Source organism: Paraburkholderia pallida, assembly GCF_004524855.1.
Classification (GTDB): Bacteria; Pseudomonadota; Gammaproteobacteria; order Burkholderiales; family Burkholderiaceae; genus Paraburkholderia; species Paraburkholderia oxyphila.
Window position 1 is genome coordinate 780059 of record NZ_CP038148.1, and the last position, 21275, is coordinate 801333.

The 21275-nt window shown below is 68.3% G+C and carries 17 protein-coding genes and 1 pseudogene; 17 read left to right on the plus strand and 1 reads right to left on the minus strand.

The window, feature by feature from the left end; translation table 11 throughout:
- Positions 1-52 precede the first annotated feature (52 nt).
- The 15 genes and pseudogenes from motB to flhA all read left to right on the plus strand — a co-directional run bounded on the left by motB (position 53) and on the right by flhA (position 17508).
- Entirely contained in the window at positions 53-1171 is a 1119-nt protein-coding gene (gene motB / locus E1956_RS03460; protein ID WP_134747440.1) for a flagellar motor protein MotB, read from the plus strand.
- A gap of 78 nt (positions 1172-1249) precedes the next feature.
- Complete coding sequence (locus tag E1956_RS03465) at positions 1250-1624, plus strand: response regulator (RefSeq protein ID WP_028220575.1); 375 nt, start codon at positions 1250-1252, stop codon at positions 1622-1624.
- 54 nt (positions 1625-1678) lie between these two features.
- Positions 1679-4045, plus strand: coding sequence for a chemotaxis protein CheA (gene cheA / locus E1956_RS03470; RefSeq protein WP_134747441.1), 2367 nt, complete (start codon positions 1679-1681; stop codon positions 4043-4045).
- 121 nt (positions 4046-4166) lie between these two features.
- The gene (cheW, locus tag E1956_RS03475; protein WP_134747442.1) at positions 4167-4706 is read left to right on the plus strand and encodes a chemotaxis protein CheW; all 540 of its coding nucleotides are present in this window, start codon (positions 4167-4169) and stop codon (positions 4704-4706) included.
- Between the two features lie 209 nt (positions 4707-4915).
- Positions 4916-6784, plus strand: coding sequence for a methyl-accepting chemotaxis protein (locus E1956_RS03480; RefSeq protein WP_134747443.1), 1869 nt, complete (start codon positions 4916-4918; stop codon positions 6782-6784).
- 75 nt (positions 6785-6859) lie between these two features.
- The gene (locus E1956_RS03485; protein ID WP_134747444.1) at positions 6860-7054 is read left to right on the plus strand and encodes a hypothetical protein; all 195 of its coding nucleotides are present in this window, start codon (positions 6860-6862) and stop codon (positions 7052-7054) included.
- Positions 7051-8025, plus strand: coding sequence for a CheR family methyltransferase (locus E1956_RS03490; protein ID WP_134747445.1), 975 nt, complete (start codon positions 7051-7053; stop codon positions 8023-8025). Before E1956_RS03485 ends, E1956_RS03490 begins: the two co-directional genes overlap by 4 nt.
- Positions 8022-8843 (plus strand): chemoreceptor glutamine deamidase CheD, encoded by an 822-nt coding sequence (gene cheD, locus E1956_RS03495; RefSeq protein WP_134747446.1) that lies wholly within the window; start codon positions 8022-8024, stop codon positions 8841-8843. Before E1956_RS03490 ends, cheD begins: the two co-directional genes overlap by 4 nt.
- Positions 8840-10006 (plus strand): protein-glutamate methylesterase/protein-glutamine glutaminase, encoded by a 1167-nt coding sequence (locus E1956_RS03500; RefSeq protein ID WP_134747447.1) that lies wholly within the window; start codon positions 8840-8842, stop codon positions 10004-10006. The genes cheD and E1956_RS03500 overlap by 4 nt, the downstream gene beginning before the upstream one ends.
- Before the next feature lie 189 nt (positions 10007-10195).
- Entirely contained in the window at positions 10196-10591 is a 396-nt protein-coding gene (gene cheY / locus E1956_RS03505; protein WP_134747448.1) for a chemotaxis response regulator CheY, read from the plus strand.
- A 19-nt stretch (positions 10592-10610) separates the two neighbouring features.
- Positions 10611-11315 carry a protein phosphatase CheZ gene (gene cheZ / locus E1956_RS03510; RefSeq protein ID WP_232071355.1) on the plus strand — a complete coding sequence of 235 codons (705 nt, stop codon included), beginning with the start codon at positions 10611-10613 and terminating at the stop codon, positions 11313-11315.
- A 570-nt stretch (positions 11316-11885) separates the two neighbouring features.
- Positions 11886-12392, plus strand: a complete 507-nt coding sequence (locus E1956_RS03515) for a DUF2844 domain-containing protein (protein WP_134747450.1) — start codon at positions 11886-11888, stop codon at positions 12390-12392.
- 56 nt (positions 12393-12448) lie between these two features.
- The gene (locus E1956_RS03520) at positions 12449-13741 is read left to right on the plus strand and encodes a DUF3443 domain-containing protein (RefSeq protein ID WP_232071357.1); all 1293 of its coding nucleotides are present in this window, start codon (positions 12449-12451) and stop codon (positions 13739-13741) included.
- 342 nt (positions 13742-14083) lie between these two features.
- Positions 14084-15286: pseudogene (gene flhB, locus E1956_RS03525) on the plus strand (flagellar biosynthesis protein FlhB); the annotation flags it as partial.
- 122 nt (positions 15287-15408) lie between these two features.
- A complete protein-coding gene (gene flhA / locus E1956_RS03530) occupies positions 15409-17508 on the plus strand; it encodes a flagellar biosynthesis protein FlhA (protein ID WP_134747453.1) in 2100 nt (699 codons plus the stop codon).
- 69 nt (positions 17509-17577) lie between these two features.
- On the opposite strand, the gene E1956_RS03535 is transcribed toward flhA, so the two are convergent.
- The gene (locus E1956_RS03535) at positions 17578-17820 is read right to left on the minus strand and encodes a type II toxin-antitoxin system prevent-host-death family antitoxin (protein WP_134747454.1); all 243 of its coding nucleotides are present in this window, start codon (positions 17818-17820) and stop codon (positions 17578-17580) included.
- A gap of 358 nt (positions 17821-18178) precedes the next feature.
- On the opposite strand from E1956_RS03535, the gene flhF reads away from it, so the two are divergent.
- Both flhF and E1956_RS03545 read left to right on the plus strand, forming a co-directional pair.
- On the plus strand, positions 18179-20308 hold the full coding sequence (gene flhF, locus E1956_RS03540; protein WP_134747455.1) for a flagellar biosynthesis protein FlhF: 2130 nt from the start codon (positions 18179-18181) through the stop codon (positions 20306-20308).
- Positions 20301-21272: a MinD/ParA family ATP-binding protein gene (locus E1956_RS03545; protein ID WP_134747456.1), complete on the plus strand. Its 972-nt coding sequence runs from the start codon at positions 20301-20303 to the stop codon at positions 21270-21272. Before flhF ends, E1956_RS03545 begins: the two co-directional genes overlap by 8 nt.
- Positions 21273-21275: the final 3 nt, after the last annotated feature.

Sequence of the window (21275 nt, forward strand, 5' to 3'; positions counted from 1 at the left end):
TCATGAAGCACGAGAAGCTCGAGATGCAGGCAATGAAGACGGGGAGCGGCCGATGAGCGGCAACAAAGACCGCGCCATCGTGGTGAAGCGCGCCGCGCCGAAGAAGGGCGGCCATCACGGCGGCGCATGGAAGCTCGCGTACGCGGATTTCATGACCGCGATGATGGCGTTCTTCCTGCTGATGTGGCTGCTTTCGTCGGCGTCGACGGTGCAATTGCGCGGCATTGCCGACTACTTCAACCAGCCGCTCAAGATCACGCTCTGGGGTGGCGATCGCAGCGCCACGGAATCGAGCATCGTGAAGGGCGGCGGGCGCGACATCACCTCGGAGGAGGAGGGCATCACGCGCCGCAGCGACGGCATGAAGGCGCATGCGGACCAAACCGTCGCGCATGCCGACGACCAGTCGCAGAGCAAGCAGGAAGGCTCGCTCGAGCGCATGGAGCAGGTGCGCCTGCACGATCTGCAGGTCAAGCTGATGGCGGCCATCGAGGCCAATCCGGTGCTGCGCCAGTTCCGGCAGCAGATCCGCATCGACTCCACGCTGCAGGGCCTGCGCATCGAGATCGTCGATTCGCAGAAGCGGCCGATGTTCGCGACGGCGCGCGACGTGGTCGAGCCGTACATGCGCGACATCCTGCAGGCGATCGGCAAGACGCTGAACGACGTGCCCAACCGCATCGTCGTGCAGGGCCACACCGACGCCGTGCCCTATGCGGGCGGCGAGAAGGGCTATAGCAACTGGGAGCTTTCGGCGGACCGCGCGAACGCGTCGCGCCGCGAGCTGATCGCGGGCGGCATGGACGAATCGAAGGTGCTGCGCGTGCTCGGGCTCGCCTCGACGCAGAACCTGAACAAGGCCGATCCGCTCGATCCGGAGAACCGCCGCATCAGCATCATCGTGCTCAACAAGAAGTCCGAGGACGCCATGATGCACGACGACACCACGACCACCACGCTCTCCGACGACGCGGCGGGCTCGGGCAAGACGCTGCTGCCGGGCCAGGTGCCGGGGCTCGCGCCTGGCGCAGACAGTGCGCAAAAGGTGCCGCCGGCGCAGTTGCCCGGCACCGCGCCGGCGGGCATGAAGCTCACGCCCGTGGTTCAGTCCGTCGCGCCGGCGCTGGCTCCCGCGGCGCCCGGCATGCCGGGCAAGCCGCTCGAGCCGTGAGGCGCGGCGAACGGCAACGGTGCAGCGAACAGGCGAATCAGCGAGGGCGCGAAGTCAAGGCGCGCGAACGAGGAAGGAATGATCAGAAATATTCTGGCGATCGACGATTCGGCGTCCATGCGGGAGATCCTGCGTGCGGCGTTCGGATCGGCGGGATACGAAGTGACGGTGGCCAACGACGGCGAAGACGGGCTCGAGCACGCGCTCGCGCAGCGCTTCGATCTCGTGCTCACCGACCTGTACATGCCGCGCATGGGCGGGCTCGACCTGATCAAGCGCTTGCGCGCGAATCCGTCCTACCTGGAAACGCCGATCCTCGTGCTGACCACGGAATCGGACGAAGGCTTCAAGGCGGCGGTGCGCGATGCAGGCGCGACGGGATGGATCGAAAAACCGGTGGACCCGGAGCTGCTCGTCGATCTGGCGAGCGCGCTGGGCGAAACGAATACATGAGGCGCGCGGGCCAGCGTCCTACGCCGGCCACGCAATTATCGCGGTGAAAGAGCAATGACTCTCGATATCACTCAGTTTTATCAGACGTTTTTCGACGAGGCGGACGAGCTGCTCGCGCAGATGGAGCAGCTGCTCCTGAACCTGAACGTCGGCCAGCCGGATCCCGAGGATCTGGCGGCGATCTTCCGCGCGGCGCACTCGATCAAGGGCGGCGCGGCGACGTTCGGCTTCACGGCGCTCACCGAGACGACCCATATCCTGGAGTCGCTGCTCGACCGCGCGCGCAACAACGAGCTCGTGCTGCGCAAGGACATGATCGATACGTTCCTCGAGACGAAGGACGTGCTCTCCGACCAGCTCGGGGCCTACCGCGCGAGCGCCGAACCCGACGCGTCGGCCGCTGCCGCCGTGCGCGCCAAGCTCGAGCGGCTCTACGCGGAAAGCCGCGGCCTGGCCGCGCCCGCGCCGGTTGCCGCTGCACCCATTCCTGCGCCTGCTGTCGCACCGGTTGTGGCTACGCCGCGCGTCGCTACGCCGGGCGTCGCTACGGCCGCGTTTGCCTCCGCGTCCGAAGTCGATTCCGAAGAGGATCTCGAAGCCGCATTCGAAGCCAACCTGCCCGCCGCGATGGCCGCGCGCGCACCCGTAGCGCCTGGCGCGGCGACGGCCAGTGTCCCCGAGCACGTGGTGGATGAGGCGATCGCCGCCGGCCCGGCTGGCGGCGCGGCGGCCGGTGGGGCCGAGGGCCCGCACCTGCGCATCACGTTGCGCAGCGTGGGCGCGAAGGATCAGGAACTGCTCGCCGAAGAGCTCGGCAATCTGGGCCGCATTCTCGGCCAGATGAAGAACGGCGACGACCTCACGCTGTGGCTCGAAACCGACGTGCCCGCCGACGACATCGTCGCGGTGTGCTGCTTCGTGATCGACGAAAGCCAGATCGTGATCGGCCGCGGTGCCGCGCCGCAAGGCGAGGCCAGCTCAGCGCCTGTCGCGCAGGCGAGCGCCGTTGCTGCACCCGCAGCCGTGGCCGCGGTCGAGTCCATGATGCAGGTCGCGCCGACTGTCGCGGCAGCGCCTGCCGTTGCCTCCGCGCCCGCATCGCAAGTGCAGCCCGAAGCGATCGCTCCCGCAGCGCCCGCACCGGCAGCCGCGGACCACGACCGCAAGCCGCGCGCGGCGGCGGCCGCATCGTCCGAAGGCAGCTCGATTCGCGTGGGCGTGGAGAAGGTCGATCAGCTCATCAATCTCGTGGGCGAGCTCGTCATCACCCAGGCGATGCTGGCGGAAACCACCAGCAGCTTCGACCCGGCCCTGCACGACCGCCTCTTCAACGGCATGGCGCAGCTCGAGCGCAACGCGCGCGATCTGCAGGAAGCCGTCATGTCGATCCGCATGATGCCGATGGACTACGTGTTCAGCCGCTTCCCGCGTCTCGTGCGCGATCTCGCCGCGAAGCTCGGCAAGGAAGTGGAGCTGGTCACCTTCGGCCAGGCGACCGAGCTCGACAAGAGTCTCATCGAGCGCATCATCGACCCGCTCACGCACCTCGTGCGCAACTCGCTCGATCACGGCATCGAAACCGTGGAAGCGCGCCGCGCCGCCGGCAAGGACGGCACGGGCCAGCTCGTGCTCTCGGCCGCGCACCACGGCGGCAACATCGTGATCGAGGTGAGCGACGACGGCGCAGGCCTGCGCCGCGACAAGATCCTCGCCAAGGCGATCAAGCAAGGCATGCAGGTCAGCGAAACGATGACCGACGAAGAGGTCTGGAACCTCATCTTCATGCCGGGCTTCTCGACGGCCGAGCAGGTGACCGACGTCTCGGGCCGCGGCGTGGGCATGGACGTCGTGAAGCGCAACATCCAGTCGATGGGCGGCCACGTGGAGATCACCTCGCACGCGGGCAAGGGCACCACGACGCGCATCGTGCTGCCGCTCACGCTGGCGATTCTCGACGGCATGTCGGTGAAGGTCGGCAACGAGATCTTCATCCTGCCGCTGAACTTCGTCATGGAGTCGCTGCAGCCGCGCCACGAAGACATCTACACCGTCACCAACGGCGACCGCGTGGTGCGCGTGCGCGGCGAATATCTGCCGCTCGTGGCGCTGCACCAGGTGTTCAGCGTGGCGGACGCGCGCACGGACCCCACGCAGGGCATCGTCACCATCATGGAGACCGAGGGCCGGCGCTTCGCGATGCTCATCGACGAGCTCGTGGGCCAGCAGCAAGTGGTGGTGAAGAACCTCGAAACGAACTATCGCAAGGTGCACGGCATCTCGGCGGCGACCATTCTCGGCGACGGCAGCGTCGCGCTGATCGTCGACGTGGCCGCGCTGAACCGCGAGACGCGCGCTTCGCACGGCGTGAGCATGGGCGCTCATGCCGGTGCGAACGCGGGGGCGTTTGCCGAATTCGCGTAAGCGCGCATGCCGGCAAAAAGGCCGTGCGTGAAGGCGCACGGCAGATTGAGCAGCAGTACGAACAGCAGCAAGAGCAGCAGCACGGATCAACCAGGCATTACCCAACCGTTCAGGGGCTAACGTGGCAGAAGTCCAATCCATTCAGGGTTACGGCGCGCAGGGCGCCGTAGCTGGCGCGCACCGCCGCGACGCGCAACAAGCCGATGCAGGCGGCCAGGAGTTCCTCGTCTTTACGCTCGGCGCGGAAGAGTACGGCATCGACATTCTCAAGGTCCAGGAGATCCGCGGCTACGAGAGCGTGACGCGCATCGCGAACGCGCCCGAGTTCATCAAGGGCGTGATCAATCTGCGCGGCATCATCGTGCCGATCGTGGACATGCGCATCAAGTTCCATCTGGGCCGCGTCGAGTACGACCACCAGACCGTCGTGATCATCCTGAACGTCGCGCATCGCGTGGTGGGCATGGTGGTGGACGGCGTGTCCGACGTGCTCACGCTGCAGCAGGACCAGATCATGCCCGCGCCCGAGTTCGGCGCGACGCTCACGACCGAGTACCTCACCGGGCTCGGCACCGTGGACGGCCGCATGCTGATCCTGATGGACATCGAAAAGCTCATGACGAGCCGCGAGATGGCGCTGATCGACGCGCTCGGCGCATGAGCGCCGGTTTCGTCGGCTGAAACTCATCGGCTGAAATTCGGCAGGCAAAGGCAAGAAGCAAGGTTGCCACGGGGGGCGGGCCGCGAGGCCCGCAATAAATGAAGAGCGGAAAGCCGCCGGCGCGGGCAGTCATCAGCGCGGGAGAGAGCGGCGCACCGCCATGCCTTTCGGGCGTCATGCAACCGCCGCACAAGACAGGAGCAAACGAGATGTTGCACAGGTGGTCGATCCGCACGACGCTCACGGGCGTCGGAGTCATTCTGTTGGCGCTGACGGGGCTCGTCGGCGCGCTCGGGCTCGTCGCGCTCGGCAATGCGAGCGACTCGCTCTACACGATCGCGCGTGGCGACATTGTCGCGACGCACGCGCTCAGCGATTCGTCGTCGTATCTGCTGCGCGCGCGCGTCTCGCTCGACCGCGTGAACGCGCTGTACGCGGCAGGCCAGAACGACGAGGCCAAGAAGGTCATCGACCGCGCCGACTTTCTGCTCGGCAAGTCCAACGACGCGTGGAAGACGTTCCAGGCCGCGCCCAAGCAGGGCATCGATGCCGCGGCGCTCGACATGCTCAACACGAAGCGCGCGAGCTTGCTGCAAGACGGCGTGCAGCCCGAATTCGCGGCGCTGCGCGCAAACGATCAAGCGGCATACCACGCGATCGCCGACACGAAGATCAGCCCGATGTTCGTCGACTACGACGACTCGGCCGCGCCGATCGCCCAGCAGCTGCAGGACGGCGCGCAGGCGCGCGAGGAAAGCGCGCGCTCGGAAATCGCGGTGTTTCGCATGCTGATTGGCGCGGCGATCGCGGTGGCGCTCGTGATCGTGGTGGCGATCCGCTTCGCGTTGCGCGGCCTCATCGTGCAGCCGCTCGAAGACGCCGTGCAGTCGTTCGAGCGCATCGCGCAGGGCGACCTCACCGAGCGCATCGAGGTGTACAGCAGGAACGAGATGGGACGTCTGTTCGCGGGCGTCAAGCGCATGCAGGAGAGCCTCGTGACGCTGGTCACCGCCGTGCATACGGGGGCGGGCTCGATCGACGTGGGCGCGCGCGAGATCGCCATGGGCAACACCGACCTCTCGCAGCGCACCGAGCAGCAGGCCGCGTCGCTGCAGGAGACGGCGTCGAGCATGGAGCAGCTCACCGGCACCGTGCGCCAGAACGCCGAGAACGCGCGCCAGGCGAGCCAGCTCGCCGTCAACGCGTCGGACATCGCGACGCGCGGCGGCGTGGTGGTGGGCGAAGTCGTCGACACGATGCAGGACATCGCCGCGAGCTCGGCGAAGGTCGTGGACATCATCAGCGTGATCGAAGGCATCGCATTCCAGACCAACATTCTCGCGCTCAACGCGGCCGTGGAAGCGGCGCGCGCGGGCGAGCAGGGCCGTGGCTTCGCGGTGGTCGCGGGCGAGGTCCGGAGCCTCGCGCAGCGCAGCGCGAGTGCGGCCAAGGAAATCAAGGAGCTCATCAACGATTCGGCGCATAAGGTGCAAAGCGGATCGGAGCTGGTGGGCCGCGCAGGCACGACGATGGAGGAAATCCTTCAGGCCGTGCGCCGCGTGACCGACATCATGGGTGAGATCAGTGCGGCTTCGGTGGAGCAGTCGGGCGGCATCGAGCAGGTGAATCGCGCCGTCACGCAGATGGACACCGTCACGCAGCAGAACGCGGCGCTCGTTGAAGAGGCGGCTGCGGCCGCGGCTTCGCTCGAAGAGCAGACGCGCAATCTGCAAACCGTGCTGGCGACGTGGCGCACGAATGGCGGCGACCACAGTGCCCATAGCGGAGAAACGCGCGCGGTGCGTGCGGCGGGCTCGGTGGGGTCGGCGTCCTTGTCCATCGCGGCGGCGAACGCGCATGCCGTGAAGTCCGAGATCAAGGCGGCGCCGGCTGCAAAGCGCACATTGCCTTCTGCGGCCGTGAGCGCGAAGCCTGCGGCGACGGCTGACGCCGGCGCGGGGGCGAGCGCGATCGCGGCGAGGCCAAAGCAACGGCCGGCCGCCGCGGCGCGCGTGGAGCCGCAAGTGGCTAGCGCGGCGGCGCCCGTGAAGGACGATGGCGACTGGGAAACGTTCTGAGTAACCCGACCCGGCCCGAGCGGGCTGGCACATGCAAAAACTGACGCGACAACAAGCACGGTAACGAGCACGGCAATGCACATCAGCGCACAAGGACGGCAGGAAACGCACCGCAACGCAGCCCACGCGGCGGCGCAGGCGCTGCACGCCGCGCACGCATTGCAGGCGGGCGGCAATGCGGCGTGTTCCGGCGCGGCGCTGGCGGTGGCGGCAAGTGCAACGGCGCACGCGCAGGCAGGACGTGCGCGGCGCGCAGGAGCGGCGTCATGAAGGCGCTGCGCTTTTCCCGCACCGCCCGCACGGAATCGGCCGGGCGCGGCGACGCCTCGCGTTCGCCCGCGCCCGCCGCGGCGGCCTCGCTGGGCGACGGCGGCGCGCGCGATTTCGATTTCACGCCGGCGGACTTCGAGCGCATCCGCGCGCTGATCCACCGCCGCGCGGGCATCTCGCTCTCGGACCACAAGCGCGACATGGCGTACAGCCGTCTCGCACGGCGCCTGCGCGCGCTCGGGCACGACAGCTTCCGCGCCTATCTCGACGAGCTCGAGCAGCGCAACGACGCAGGCGAGTGGGAGGCGTTCACCAACGCGCTCACCACCAACCTCACGGCGTTCTTTCGCGAGGCGCATCACTTTCCGATCCTCGCCGAGTTCGTCAAGCGCCGCTCGCAAGTCTCGGTGTGGTGCTCGGCGGCGTCGACGGGCGAGGAGCCGTACTCGATCGCGATGACGCTGATCGAGGCGCTCGGCGAACGCGCCGCGCGCGAGGCGCGCGTGCTCGCAACCGATCTCGACACCCAGGTGCTCGCGAAAGCGGACGCCGGCGTCTATGCCTTCGACCAGGTCAAGCATCTCTCGCAGGAGCGTCTGAAGCGCTTCTTCCTGAAGGGCACGGGTGCGCACGCGGGCCTCGTGAAGGTGCGCCCGGAGCTGCGCCAGATGATCCGCTTCGAGCAACTGAATCTCACCGACGCGGACTACGGCTTGCGCACGACCTTCGACGCCATCTTCTGCCGCAACGTGATGATCTACTTCGACAAGCCGACCCAGGCCCAGGTGCTCACGCGCTTCGAGCCGCTGATGAAGCCGGACGGCTTGCTGTTCGCGGGTCATTCGGAGAACTTCACGTATGTGACGCAGGCGTTCCGCCTGCGCGGCCAGACCGTGTACGAGCGCGCGCAGGGTGGGGTAGCGGCGTCGAAGCAAGGCGCGAAGGCCGAACCGATGGGAGCGACCGCATGAGTGCCAGTCTTCCCATCGCGACCAACCGCTATTTCGACTCGCACTTCCAGCGCCCCGGCGTGAAGCTGCTGCCCAACGAGTTTTTCACCACGAACGACGACATGGTGCTCGTCACCGTGCTCGGCTCGTGCGTGGCCGCCTGCATTCAGGACCGCACGGCGGGCATCGGCGGCATGAATCACTTCATGCTGCCCGACGACGGCGCCGATGCGAACAACACGCTGCCCGCCGCCTCCGACGCGATGCGCTACGGCGCCTACGCGATGGAAGTGCTGATCAACGAGCTGATCAAGGCCGGCGGCCGGCGCGAGCGCTTCGAGGCGAAGGTGTTCGGCGGCGCGGCCGTGCTTGCAGGCATGACGACCATGAACATCGGCGATCGCAACGCCGCGTTCGTGCGCCGCTATCTGGCGACGGAAAGCATCCGCATCGTCGCCGAGGACTTGCAGGGCTCGCATCCGCGCAAGGTGGCGTTCCTGCCGCGCACGGGCCAGGTCATGGTCAAGAAGCTGCGCTTGCAGGAGGCGAGCGTGGCCGAGCGCGAGCAGCAACTCGCGCGGCAAACGCCCGAAGCGCGCGCCGAGCGGCTCGCGCGAGCCCGCGCGCGCGTGGAGCTGTTCGGCCTCGGCAGCGCGGCGCCTGGCGTCGGCAAGGCCGGCACGGGCGCGGGCAGCAGCGCCGCCAACGCCACCAGCAACGCATTTGCATCATCCGCGCCGCAGCCGGCGCGCTCGCGCATCGAGTTGTTCGGTGCGGGTTCGTCCGCGGCTCTGCGGCCATCCGGTCAAGACAACGCCAGGACAGTAGAGGAGGCGTGAACGCTGTGCAGAAAATCAAGGTTCTATGCGTCGACGATTCGGCGCTGATCCGCAGCCTGATGACGGAGATCATCAACGGGCAGCCGGACATGACCGTCGTCGCTACCGCGCCCGACCCGCTCGTGGCGCGCGAGCTCATCAAGCAGCACAACCCCGACGTGCTCACGCTCGACGTCGAAATGCCGCGCATGGATGGGCTCGACTTTCTCGAGAAGCTCATGCGCCTGCGGCCGATGCCGGTCGTGATGGTCTCCTCGCTCACCGAGCGCGGCAACGAAATCACGCTGCGCGCGCTGGAGCTGGGCGCCGTCGACTTCGTGACGAAGCCGAAAGTGGGGATTCGCGACGGCATGCTCGAGTACGCCGAAAAACTCGCCGACAAGGTGCGCGCGGCATCGCGCGCCCGCGTGCGGCCGGCCGCGCGTGCGGCAGCGCCGGCTGCTGCAGTGACGGCCAGCGCGGGCGCCGCCGCGCATGCGGCGCACCCCGCCGGCACGCCCGGCGCGCACGGCAGCCACGCGCCAGCGCCGGTGCACGCCGCGCCGATGCTCAACAATCCGCTCGTCTCGACCGAGAAGCTCGTGATCGTCGGGGCATCGACGGGCGGCACCGAGGCGATCCGCGAAGTGTTGCAGCCGCTGCCGCCCGACGCACCGGCCGTGCTCATCGCGCAGCACATGCCGCCCGGCTTCACGAAGTCGTTCGCGCAGCGCCTGAACGGGCTGTGCCGCATCACCGTGAAGGAAGCGGAGCACGGCGAGCGCGTGCTGCCGGGACACGCCTATATCGCGCCGGGCCACGCGCATCTGTTGCTGGCGAGAAGCGGCGCGAACTACATCGCCCATCTGTCCGACGAAGCGCCGGTGAACCGGCACCGGCCGTCGGTGGACGTGCTGTTCCGCTCGGCGGCGCTGCACGCGGGCAAGAACGCGATCGGCGTGATTCTCACGGGCATGGGCCGCGACGGCGCGGCGGGCCTGCTGGAGATGCGCCGCGCGGGCGCGTTCACGCTCGCGCAGGACGAGGCGAGCTGCATCGTGTTCGGCATGCCGCGCGAGGCCATCGCGATGGGCGCCGCCGACGAGATCGCGCCGCTCGCCGACATGAGCCGCCGCGTGATGACGCGCCTCGCCAGCATGGGCGAGCGCGTGCAGCGCGTGTAGCGAACGGCGCAGGCTGGACAAACGGCGCGGCGGCACGCAAGCTGCTGGGCCGCTTGAGGACGAAGCTTTGGCTGAGAGAGCGTGTGGCCATGCAAGGCGCACACGATCGATGACGATGAATCGATCCGGATGGGCGTTGGGCTCGTCTGGATCATTGCCCGGGTTTTGGCCTGGAGGAATGGAACCGAGATGGATAAGGGAATGAAGATTCTGGTGGTGGACGACTTTCCGACGATGCGCCGGATCGTCCGCAACCTGCTCAAGGAGCTGGGCTACTCGAACGTCGACGAAGCCGAAGACGGCGCCGCGGGCCTCGCGCGCCTGCGCGGCGGCAGCTACGACTTCGTGATTTCCGACTGGAACATGCCGAACCTCGACGGCCTCGCGATGCTCAAGGCGATCCGCGCCGACGCGACGCTCTCGCATCTGCCGGTGCTGATGGTGACGGCGGAGTCGAAGAAGGAAAACATCATTGCCGCGGCGCAGGCGGGCGCGAGCGGCTATGTCGTGAAGCCGTTCACGGCGGCGACGCTCGACGAGAAGCTCAACAAGATTCTCGAAAAGATGGCGAAGGCCGGGAGCTGACGTGAACGAGTTCACCGACGTGCAGCCCGCCGGGGCATTCGATGGCGCCGGCGCCGAAGCGGGCGAGTTCGCTTCGGACCGCATCCTCGCGCGCATCGGCCAGCTCACGCGCACGCTGCGCGACTCCATGCGCGAGCTCGGCCTCGACAAGCACGTGGAGCGCGCGGCCGAAGCGGTGCCCGACGCGCGCGACCGGCTGCGCTACGTCGCGAACATGACGGAGCAGGCGGCCGAGCGCGTGCTTTCCGCGATCGAGGTGGCCAAGCCGATGCAGGTCCAGCTCGAAAGCGACGCGAAGGCGCTCTCGGCGCGCTGGTCGACGTGGTACGACGCGCCGATCGGCCGCGAGGAAGTGCGCGCGCTGATGGACGACACGCGCCAGTTTCTGGAAGGCGTGCCGCAGTCCACGGGGGCGACCAACCAGCAGTTGCTCGAAATCATGCTTGCGCAGGATTTCCAGGACCTGACCGGTCAGGTGATCAAAAAGATCATGGACGTGGTCTACCTGATCGAGCAGCAACTGCTGACGGTGCTGGTCGAGAACATCGCACCGGAGCGGCGCGAGCAGTTCGCGGCGACGGCCGCGCTGCTCGCGGAGACGGCCGGCGCCACGGGCAGTCCCGAGACCCTGCTGAACGGCCCGCAGATCGATCCCGAAGGCAAGGCCGATGTGATGCAGGATCAGGCGCAAGTGGACGATCTGCTCGCGAGCCTCGGGTTCTAGCGCAGCGGCTTCTGACCACCCGGGACGGCTGTCGCGGCCGCTCGGGCAGACCACACAGTTAGTCCGCTCGGCCCGCCTGCTCGGGCAGTCCAACATGCTCCCCACTCAAGCAGCCGGTTCTTGCAGTCCCCGCCGGCCGCTTCCTCATGTTCAGGCCGCTGCTCATCTGCACGGCCTTGCTGCGCGCTTGATGGTCAGCAGGCCTGGCCGTGCGGCTAGCTCCCGAATGTCATGGCGCACAGGCATACTAGAGGCCGTTCGTTCATCACCGTCGTGGCGCGCGCCGCGGCGGTGCATCGCAGCGCTGCCAGCCGTTCCCCGTCAAGACGCCGTCCGTAGCCGCCAGTCGCAAGGCGCGGGCGCCGCGCGGAGGAGCGAGACCGAGAGAGGGGGAGGGTCATCTTGTATCCGCACACATCGATCGTTGTGTCTGCCGCGTCCCGCGCGTCTCACTGTGCCGGCCTGTCCGGCGCGCCGGACTCGTCCAGTTCGTCTTCCGTTTCGCTTTCAGCGCAGTCCCCGGTTTTCCGAGGCGCGGCATGGCGCCTCGCTGCTGCGCTCGTATGCGCAATGGGTACATGGGGAATCGCGCAGCCGGCCAGCGCCGCGCTGGGCGGCGCGCCCATGGCCACGCCCCCGGGCGCGAGCGTCAGCCTTCCAAATACCGCGATTGGCGCGGCGGGCCAGGGCGCGGCCTCCACGGTCATGCGCCAGGCGGCCCAGGCCAGTCAGTCAGCCAGTGCGTCCGCTTCCGGCGGCGCGGCCGCGTATACCGTGAAGCAGACCACGCTCGCGAACGGCACCGCCGTGCGCGAGTACGTTTCGCAGGCGGGCACCGTATTCGGCGTGGCCTGGAACGGGCCGCAGCCCCCCGATCTCTCCGCGCTGCTCGGCAGCTATTTCCCGCAGTACGTCGCAGGCGTGGAGGCCAATCGCGCCAGAGGCGTGCGCGGAATCGGCGCGATCGACAACAGCGGTCTCGTCGTGCACGCGGGCGGCCACATGGGCGCCTTCTCCGGACAGGCATGGCTGCCGCAGGCGTTGCCGGCCGGCGTCAGCACGTCCGATATCCAATAACGAACGGGAGGCGACGCGTGTCCAACTACGGAATCCCCAACGCCCTCGTTCGCGCCCTGCGTGAGCCGCGCTCCTTCCTCCTCGCCGTGCTGCTCGCGCTCGCGGCAGGCCTTGCCGCTTGCGGCGGCGGTGGCGGCAGCTCCAGCTCAGGCTCCAGTTCCGGCGGCTCCGGTGGCTCGAGCAGCTCCGGCGGCAACGGCACCGCTTCGCTGCCCGCCGGTCCCCAGCAGCAGCCCATTGCCGCCACGGCCGCGAACACCGTGCCGGTGACCGTGAACAGCGGCATCAACAGCAACTTCCCCAATATCCCCACCGTCACCGTGACGGTCTGCGTGCCAGGCACCGGCAACTGCCAGACCATCACCAACGTTCAGGTCGACACGGCCTCGTTCGGCCTGCGCCTGGTTGCTTCCGCACTGGGCAGTTTCAACAACACGTTGCCCACGACCACCAGCAACGGCAGCACGCTCGCCGAATGCACGGCGTTCGCCGACGGCTATACATGGGGCACGGTGCGAAGCGCCGACGTGAAAGTCGGCGGCGAGACGGCCAGCAACATTCCGATCCAGGTGATCGGCGACCTCGCGACCTCCACGGTGCCGCAGGCCTGCGCGAGCTTCGGGCCCTCGCAGAATTCGACCCAGGCGATCGGTGCGAACGGCATTCTCGGTATCGGCGTCTCGCCGTGGGACTGCGGCGCGAACTGTGCGAATAGCGCCTCCACGAGCACCTACTACGCGTGCCCGAGCGGCGGCAACTGCACTAACACGGCCGTCGCGCTGACGAGCCAGGTGACGAACCCCGTCTCGAAGTTCGCGGTCGACAACAATGGCGTGATCCTGCAGATGCCGCCCATCTCCAACAACGGGCAGGCTTCGGCTACGGGCACGCTGGTGTTCGGCATCGGCACGCAGTCGAACAACGCGATACCGACCTCGGTGCAGCGCTTTGCGACCAGCCAGTGGGGCGACATGACCGGCTCGTACAACGGGCAGGCGCTGCGAGAGACGTTCCTCGACTCGGGCTCGAACGGGATCTTCTTCAACGATAGCGCCATCGCGCAGTGCGGCGGCAATCTCGGCACGTTCTACTGCCCAGCCACGCCGCTCACGCTCAACGCGACGCTCACCGATGTCAACAACGCCTCGGGCACCGTGAGCTTCAACGTGGTGAGCGCATCCGTGCTGCTCAACGGCGGCACTAACTTCGCGTTGAACGATCTCGCCGGGCAGTTCGGCTCGAGCACGAGCCTCGACCTCGGCCTGCCGTTCTTCTACGGGCGCTACGTGTATTACGGGCAGGACCAGGCGATCAACGGCGGGACTCAGACGCCGTACGTGGCCTTCTGACGCGCTGTGCCGCCGCGCGTCCGCCGCAGTAGCGGCGGGCGCGCACCCCTTGCATCCCCGCCCGGCGCGCGCCGGGCACTTCCGATCGCTTTCGCCCCCCATTTCCCGCGCGGCTGCCTCGCCGGCCACCCGCCAGAGCTTCGGCTCGGCCTCGCGCCACGGCATCCCCACGCCGCCAGGGCAAAGCCTGCAGCGATCCCATCCCGCGAAATACCCCGGTTTCCCTGCCTTACTCCGCCGATCACCGCTTGCGCCGCGCGGCAATAATCGCTCTCACTGAAAAAGGGCGTGCGCCGTCACCGCAGGGGTGGCGGGCCGCGTGCGCCGCCGACCGGAGCATCCGTGGCAGAGGACAGCGACCTCGAAAAAACCGAATCAGCCACTCCCAAGCGCCTCGAAAAGGCGCGTGAGGAGGGGCAGGTTGCGCGTTCGCGGGAGCTTTCCACGTTCGCGCTGCTTTCGGCGGGCTGTTTTGGCGCGTGGCTGCTCTCGGGCACCATCGGCGAGCATCTGCAGACCATGCTGCGCGGCGCGCTCACGTTCAACCACGCGGGCGCCTTCGAGACGAAGCGCATGCTCACGGGCGCCGGTGTGGCCGCACGCGAAGGCCTGTTCGCGCTCCTGCCCGTGCTCGCGCTGACCGGCGCCGCCGCGCTGCTCGCGCCCATGGCGCTGGGCGGGTGGCTCTTCTCGACCCAGGCGCTGCAAGTGAAGTTCAGCCGCCTCAATCCGGTGTCGGGGCTCGGGCGCATCTTTTCGGTGAACGGGCCGATCCAGCTCGGCATGTCGCTCGCGAAGACGCTCGTGGTGGGCGTCATCGGCGGCTCGGCGCTGTGGATGCGGCGCGAAGAGGTCCTCGGCCTCGCCATGCAGCCGCCGCCGCGCGCATTTGCCGACGCGTTCCATCTGATCGCCGTGTGCAGCGCCACGACCGTCGCCGGCATGTTCGTGGTGGCCGCCATCGACGTGCCGTACCAGCTCTGGTCGTATCACCGCAAGCTGCGCATGACCAAGGAAGAAGTGAAGCGCGAGCACCGCGAGAACGAGGGCGATCCGCACGTGAAGGGCCGTATTCGCCAGCAGCAGCGCGCCATGGCGCGCCGCCGCATGATGACGCAGGTGCCCAAGGCCGACGTCGTGGTGACGAACCCGACGCACTTCGCCGTCGCGCTGAAATACGCCGATGGCGAAATGCGCGCGCCGAAGGTGGTCGCCAAGGGCGTGAACCTCGTGGCGGCGCGCATCCGCGAGCTGGCCACCGAACACAACGTGCCGCTGCTCGAAGCGCCGCCGCTCGCCCGCGCGCTTTACTACAACGTCGACATCAACCGCGAGATTCCCGGCCCGCTCTACGGCGCGGTCGCGCAGGTGCTCGCGTGGGTCTATCAGCTCAAGCGCTTTCGCGAGCACGGCGGCGACGTGCCGATGGCGCCCACCGACCTCGACGTGCCGCCCGAGCTCGACAAGGGCGCGGTGAGCGACGAAGACGCAGCCGAGGAAGCCGACGAGGCGCTCGCGCCCGGCGGCAACGCGCCGGGTGGCGCATCGGACGCGGCATCCGGCACCGCATCAAGCACCGCATCGAACACCGCCCGCAGCGCAAATCCCGGCGCGAACCGTAACGAAACGCGCAACGAAGCACGCGGCGCGAATGAAGGAGCAACAGAATGAACGCCCGCACCGGTTTCCTCGCGCGGCGCCCGGACGTGCTGCAAGGCACGAATCTGCGCGCACTCGCCGGACCGATCCTGATCTGCATGATCCTCGGCATGATGATCCTGCCGTTGCCGCCGTTCCTGCTCGATCTGCTGTTCACCTTCAACATCGCGCTTTCGGTGATGGTGCTGCTCGTCAGCATGTACACCATGAAGCCGCTCGACTTCGCGGCGTTCCCGAGCGTGCTGCTGTTCTCCACGCTCTTGCGCCTCTCGCTGAACGTGGCCTCCACGCGCGTCGTGCTGCTCGAAGGCCACACCGGCCCCGACGCGGCCGGCAAGGTGATCGAGTCGTTCGGTCACTTCCTCGTGGGCGGCAACTTCGCCGTGGGTATCGTCGTGTTCGTGATCCTGATGGTGATCAACTTCATGGTGATCACGAAGGGCGCGGGCCGGATCGCGGAAGTGTCGGCGCGCTTCACGCTCGACGCCATGCCCGGCAAGCAGATGGCGATCGACGCCGATCTCAACGCAGGCCTCATCAACGAGGAAGCCGCGCGCAAGCGCCGCACCGAGATCGCCCAGGAAGCCGAGTTCTACGGCTCGATGGACGGCGCGAGCAAGTTCGTGCGCGGCGACGCCATCGCGGGCCTGCTCATCATGGCGATCAACATCATCGGCGGCCTGATCGTGGGCGTCGTGCAGCACGGCATGCCGTTCGCCTCGGCGGGCGAGACCTACACGCTGCTCACGATCGGTGACGGCCTCGTCGCGCAGATTCCGTCGCTCGTGATTTCGACGGCCGCCGGCGTGATCGTCTCGCGTGTGGCGACCAACGAAGACATCGGCACGCAGCTCACCGGCCAGCTCTTCACGAACCCGCGCGTGATGATGATCACCGGCACGATCATCCTCATGATGGGCCTGATCCCGGGCATGCCGCACTTCGCGTTCTTGCTGCTGGGCGGCGGCGCGATCCAGCTCGGCCGCGTGCTCAAGAAGAGCGCCGAGGCGAAAAAGGCCAGCGCCGTGCTCGCGGACGTCCTGCCGGCCGCCGCCGCGCCGGTCGAGAACGCGGAGGCGAGCTGGGACGACGTGGCGCTCATCGACACGCTCGGGCTCGAAGTGGGCTACCGCATCATTCCGCTCGTCGACAAGAACACCGACGGCGAGCTGCTCAAGCGCATCAAGAGCATCCGCAAGAAGTTCGCGCAGGAAATTGGCTTCCTGCCGCCGGTCATTCACATTCGCGACAACCTGGAGCTGCGCCCGAACGCCTACCGCATCGCGCTAAAGGGCGTGGAAGTGGGCTCGGGCGAGGCGTTCCCGGGCCAGTGGCTCGCGATCAATCCGGGGCAGGTGAGCGCGGTCGTGCCCGGCACGCCGACCACCGACCCCGCGTTCGGGCTGCCCGCGATCTGGATCGACTCGAACATGCGCGAGCAGGCGCAGGTGTTCGGCTATACGGTGGTCGATTCGAGCACCGTGGTGGCGACGCACCTCAACCACCTCGTGGTGATGCACGCGGCCGAGCTGCTCGGCCGCCGCGAAGTGCAGGCGCTCATCGAGCGCGTGCAGAAGGACACGCCCTCGCTCGTGGACGACCTCGTGCCGAAGGTGATGGCGGTCACGACGCTGCAGAAGGTGCTGCAGAACCTGCTGGAAGAAGGCGTGCCGATCCGCGACATGCGCACGATCATGGAGTCGCTCGCGGAGCACGCGCCGCGCATGCCCGACGCGCACGACCTCACGGCGGCGGTGCGCATCTCGCTGGGCCGCGCGATCACGCAGCAGTGGTTCCCGGGCAACGGCGACATGCAGGTGATGGGGCTCGACGCCAATCTCGAACGCGTGCTCTCGCAGACGCTCACCTCCGGGCCGAACCCGGGGCTGGAGCCGGGTCTCGCGCACACGCTGCTCACGCAGACGGAGCTGGCGATGGGGCGTCAGCAGGCGCTGGGGCTAGCGCCCGTGCTGCTCGTGCAGCATGCGCTGCGGCCGATGCTCTCGCGCTTCCTGCGCCGCAGCCTGCCGCAATTGAAGGTGCTGTCGTATGCCGAGGTGCCGGATACGCGCAATGTGAGGGTGGTGAATGTGGTGGGGGCGGGGTGAGGGGGCTGAGGTCCGCGCTGCCCGAACTGGAAAAGGGCCCGCTCGATGCGGGCCTTGCCGCTTTTCAACTCACAGTTCGCTCAGCCTCACCGCGACCACGGGTTCTCCTTGGCGAGCTTTGACGAGGCGGCATAGCTCGATGTCTTCGAGCGTCTCGCATAGCGCGTCCCACAGTCCAACCGGCACGAGGAGCGCCACGGGCTTGCTGTCTTGCATTACGGTCACCGGACGATCTGCCGACGCGACGATTGCTTCAAGGCGGGTTTTCAGGTCTTCGATCTCGACTGATGCTTGCGGGATGAGCGTTTCCATCGTGCGGATTCTCCGTGGTGGAAGTGAGGGGGCTGGCGCCGGATCAACATGGCGCGGGTGTGCAACCTGGCGTGAAGACGCCACTCTATGAGCCACCCGCCGGCCTGTGCCTTGCGCCGAATCAAGCTCCGCGGTAGCCGTCGATCGACCTGCGCCGCCGCGCCGCGCGCAAGCACGCAGGCTTCCCCCATCCCCCGAATTACCCAGATTTCCCCGTCCTGATCCACCGATCGTCGAGGGCTCACCTTCGAAATAATTCCAACATCGGAGAAGGGCCCGCGAGAGCGCGCCAGGCTCGCAGCAATCCAGACGCAATCGACGGGCGGCACAGGCCGCTCACCTCAATCAGGGGCATAGCTTGAACATTCGCAAATTCATCGGTGGCACCAGCCGCGACGCTCTGCGCCTCGTGCGCGAAGCGCTGGGTGCGGACGCCGTTGTGCTGTCGAACCGCACGCTCGACGACGGCAATGTCGAAATCGTCGCGCTCGCGGACAGCGACCTCGCGGCCATCGCGCCGGCGGATGGTGGAGCGCCCTTCGGCGGAGCGCCCTCTGGCGGAGCGCCCTCTGGCGGTGCGCCCGCTGGTGGCGCGTCGTTCGGCAACGCCCAGGCACAAGGTATCGCGGGCTCGGCGGCAAAGTCACCGCGCGCAGCTCTGGGTGCACAGCCTGGCGCGAGCGTCGCGACGCCCGGCGTAGCGACGCCCGTGGGCAACCCCTACGCAAGCGGCGGCATGCCCGACGTGTTCTCGTCGGTGTTCGGCGCGAGCCCGGAAGTGGGCGCCGAGCGCGACGCGGCGGGGGCAAACGCCGACGCACACGACGAAGCCGACGGCAGCGACGACGCCACCGTCTCGTTCGCCCAGGCCACCCAGGCGAAGCTCAGCGCCGAAGCCCCCGAAGGCGCGGCGCAGCGGTTCGCGGCCTCGCGTGCCGCGGCTGGCCAGACCGCGCAGCAGTCGACGATGCCGCCGACCTCGCAGACGATGCAAGCCGCCCAGCCGTTCGGCGCCGCGAAGACCGCAGGCGCCGTGGGCCGCGAAGCCGCCGGGCGGCTCGAACAGGCCGCCATGCAGCCGTCTGCCGATCCGTCCGGCGCGCCGCGCACGATGGCCGAATCGAATCCCTGGCTGATCGACCACGCGCGCCGCATCGCGAGCCAGCAAGCGGGTCAGCAGGAGCCGGCGCTGCCGGCCGGCATCACGCCCGCGGCCGCCATGGCCAAGGGTCTCGGCGTGGCCGCCGATCCCATGCATCGCGCCGATGTCGAGGCGAGCACGCCCGACTGGGCCCGCCAGGCCGCGCACGTTGCGGCGCGCCGCGCCGCGCGCAGCATCGGCCAGAGCCCGGACGCAGCCGGCCCGGCGCCCGTAGCCCAGAACACCACGCATACCGCGCAGCCCGCACAGGCCACGCAGGCCGCACAGACCCCGGCCCCCGCCGCCGCCGCCGCGCCCAACACGGCGCAGACGGTGAGCGAAGCGATTCGCGCGCGCATCGAGCAAGTCGTCAACGAGACCGTGATGCACGAGCTCGCCTCCATGCGCGGCATGATGGAAGAGCAGTTCGCGGGCCTGCTGTGGGGCGAGCGCCAGCGCCGCAATCCGGTGCAGGGCACGCTCACGAAGCAGCTGTTCGCGGCGGGTTTCTCGGCGCAGCTCGTGAAGATGGTGGTCGACCGCCTGCCCGAGGTGGAAAGCGAGGAAGCCGCCATGCAATGGGCCCAGTCGGTGCTCGAATCGAACCTGCCCGTGCTCGAGGACGAAGAAGCGCTCATGGAGCACGGCGGCGTGTTCGCGCTGATGGGGCCGACCGGCGTGGGCAAGACCACGACCACGGCGAAGCTCGCCGCGCGCTGCGTGATGCGCTTCGGCGCGAGCAAGGTCGCGCTGCTCACCACCGACAGCTACCGTATCGGCGGTCACGAGCAGCTGCGCATCTTCGGCAAGATCCTCGGCGTCTCGGTGCACGCGGTGCGTGACGGTGCGGATCTGCAACTCGCGCTCACGGAGCTCAAGAACAAGCACATCGTGCTGATCGACACGATCGGCATGAGCCAGCGCGACCGCGCCGTGGCCGACCAGATCGCCATGCTGTGCAGCGCGGGCCGCCCGGTGCAGCGCCTGTTGCTCCTTTCGGCGACGAGCCACGGCGACACGCTCAACGAAGTCGTGCAGGCCTACCAGAGCGGCCCGGACAACTCGCCGCTCACGGGCTGCATCCTGACCAAGCTCGACGAGGCCACCAATCTCGGCAGCACGCTCGACACGGTGCTGCGCTACAAGCTGCCGGTGCATTACGTTTCGACGGGCCAGAAGGTGCCCGAGAACCTGTACGTGGCCACTAGCCGCTTCCTCGTGCGCAGCGCGTTCTGCGTGCCGCGCGACCGTTCGCCGTTCGTGCCGCACGAGGACGACATTCCCGCGCTGCTCTCCGCGCTCTCGACGCGTTCGAACACGCAAGCCCACGAGGTCCGGTTTGGATAAGTTTGTGATCGATCAGGCAGAAGGCCTGCGACGGCTGCTCGCGCGAGAAGGCTCGCGCGTGATCGCGGTGACGGGCGGCCCCGGCTCCCCGGGACGCACGACCGTCGTGATCAATCTCGCGGCCGCGCTGACCGCGCAGGGCAAGGATGTGCTCGTCATCGACGAATGCCTCGGCCCGCGCTCGGTGAGCGCGCTGCTGGGCGGGGTGCGCGGCGCGGGCGGCTCGGCGAGCAACTTCGCGGCGGTGATGCGCGGCGAGATGGCGATGGACGAAGCGGTGGGGCGGCATGCGCTCGGCTTCGGGGTGCTGGCAGCCCCGCGCGAGCCGCGCTTGCAGTACACGGACGCGCAGTTGCACACGCAACTGAGCAAGGTGCTCGCCGGTCCCGCCGATTTCGTGCTGATCGACGCGCAGCTCGACGCCGAAGGCGCGCTCTCGCCGCTCGCGATGCATGCGCACGACGTGCTGATCGTGATGCGCGTGGTCGCGCAGGCGATCACCGACGCGTATGCGTGCATGAAGCGGCTGCATTTCGCGCACGCGATCGGCCAGTTCCGCGTGCTCGCGAACCAGGTGGCGAGCGAGAGCGAAGCGCAGGTCATCCTCGAAAACCTCGTGTGCGTGGCGAGCCGCTACCTCACGGTGTCGCTCGAAAGCGCGGGCAGCGTGGCCGCCGACCCGCACATGCCGCGCGCGGTGCAGCTCGCGCGCTGCATCGTCGATGCGTTCCCGTCGACGGCCGCCGCGCGCGACTTTCGCCATCTGGCGGCCGAGCTGCCGCACTGGCCGATGCGTCCCGCGCTTGCGGCGTCGGCCGGCGCGCAGGCGCACCCGGAAAATCCGGCAGATTCAGCAGATTCATTCGTTTCATCCGTCACTGGCGTTCCATCCGCGCCTGGGCCGGCTCATGCGGGATGGCGGGCGGAATCGCCCGGGCAGCGCACAGCGCACCAGCACGCGTGACGG

Bases quoted from the DNA above. Each gene is read 5' to 3' on its own strand.
- motB (WP_134747440.1), top strand. From the start codon at position 53: ATGAGCGGCAACAAAGACCGCGCCATCGTGGTGAAGCGCGCCGCGCCG.
- E1956_RS03465 (WP_028220575.1), top strand. From the start codon at position 1,250: ATGATCAGAAATATTCTGGCGATCGACGATTCGGCGTCCATGCGGGAG.
- cheA (WP_134747441.1), top strand. From the start codon at position 1,679: ATGACTCTCGATATCACTCAGTTTTATCAGACGTTTTTCGACGAGGCG.
- E1956_RS03480 (WP_134747443.1), top strand. From the start codon at position 4,916: ATGTTGCACAGGTGGTCGATCCGCACGACGCTCACGGGCGTCGGAGTC.
- E1956_RS03485 (WP_134747444.1), top strand. From the start codon at position 6,860: ATGCACATCAGCGCACAAGGACGGCAGGAAACGCACCGCAACGCAGCC.
- E1956_RS03490 (WP_134747445.1), top strand. From the start codon at position 7,051: ATGAAGGCGCTGCGCTTTTCCCGCACCGCCCGCACGGAATCGGCCGGG.
- cheD (WP_134747446.1), top strand. From the start codon at position 8,022: ATGAGTGCCAGTCTTCCCATCGCGACCAACCGCTATTTCGACTCGCAC.
- cheY (WP_134747448.1), top strand. From the start codon at position 10,196: ATGGATAAGGGAATGAAGATTCTGGTGGTGGACGACTTTCCGACGATG.
- E1956_RS03515 (WP_134747450.1), top strand. From the start codon at position 11,886: ATGGGTACATGGGGAATCGCGCAGCCGGCCAGCGCCGCGCTGGGCGGC.
- flhA (WP_134747453.1), top strand. From the start codon at position 15,409: ATGAACGCCCGCACCGGTTTCCTCGCGCGGCGCCCGGACGTGCTGCAA.
- E1956_RS03535 (WP_134747454.1), bottom strand. From the start codon at position 17,820: ATGGAAACGCTCATCCCGCAAGCATCAGTCGAGATCGAAGACCTGAAA.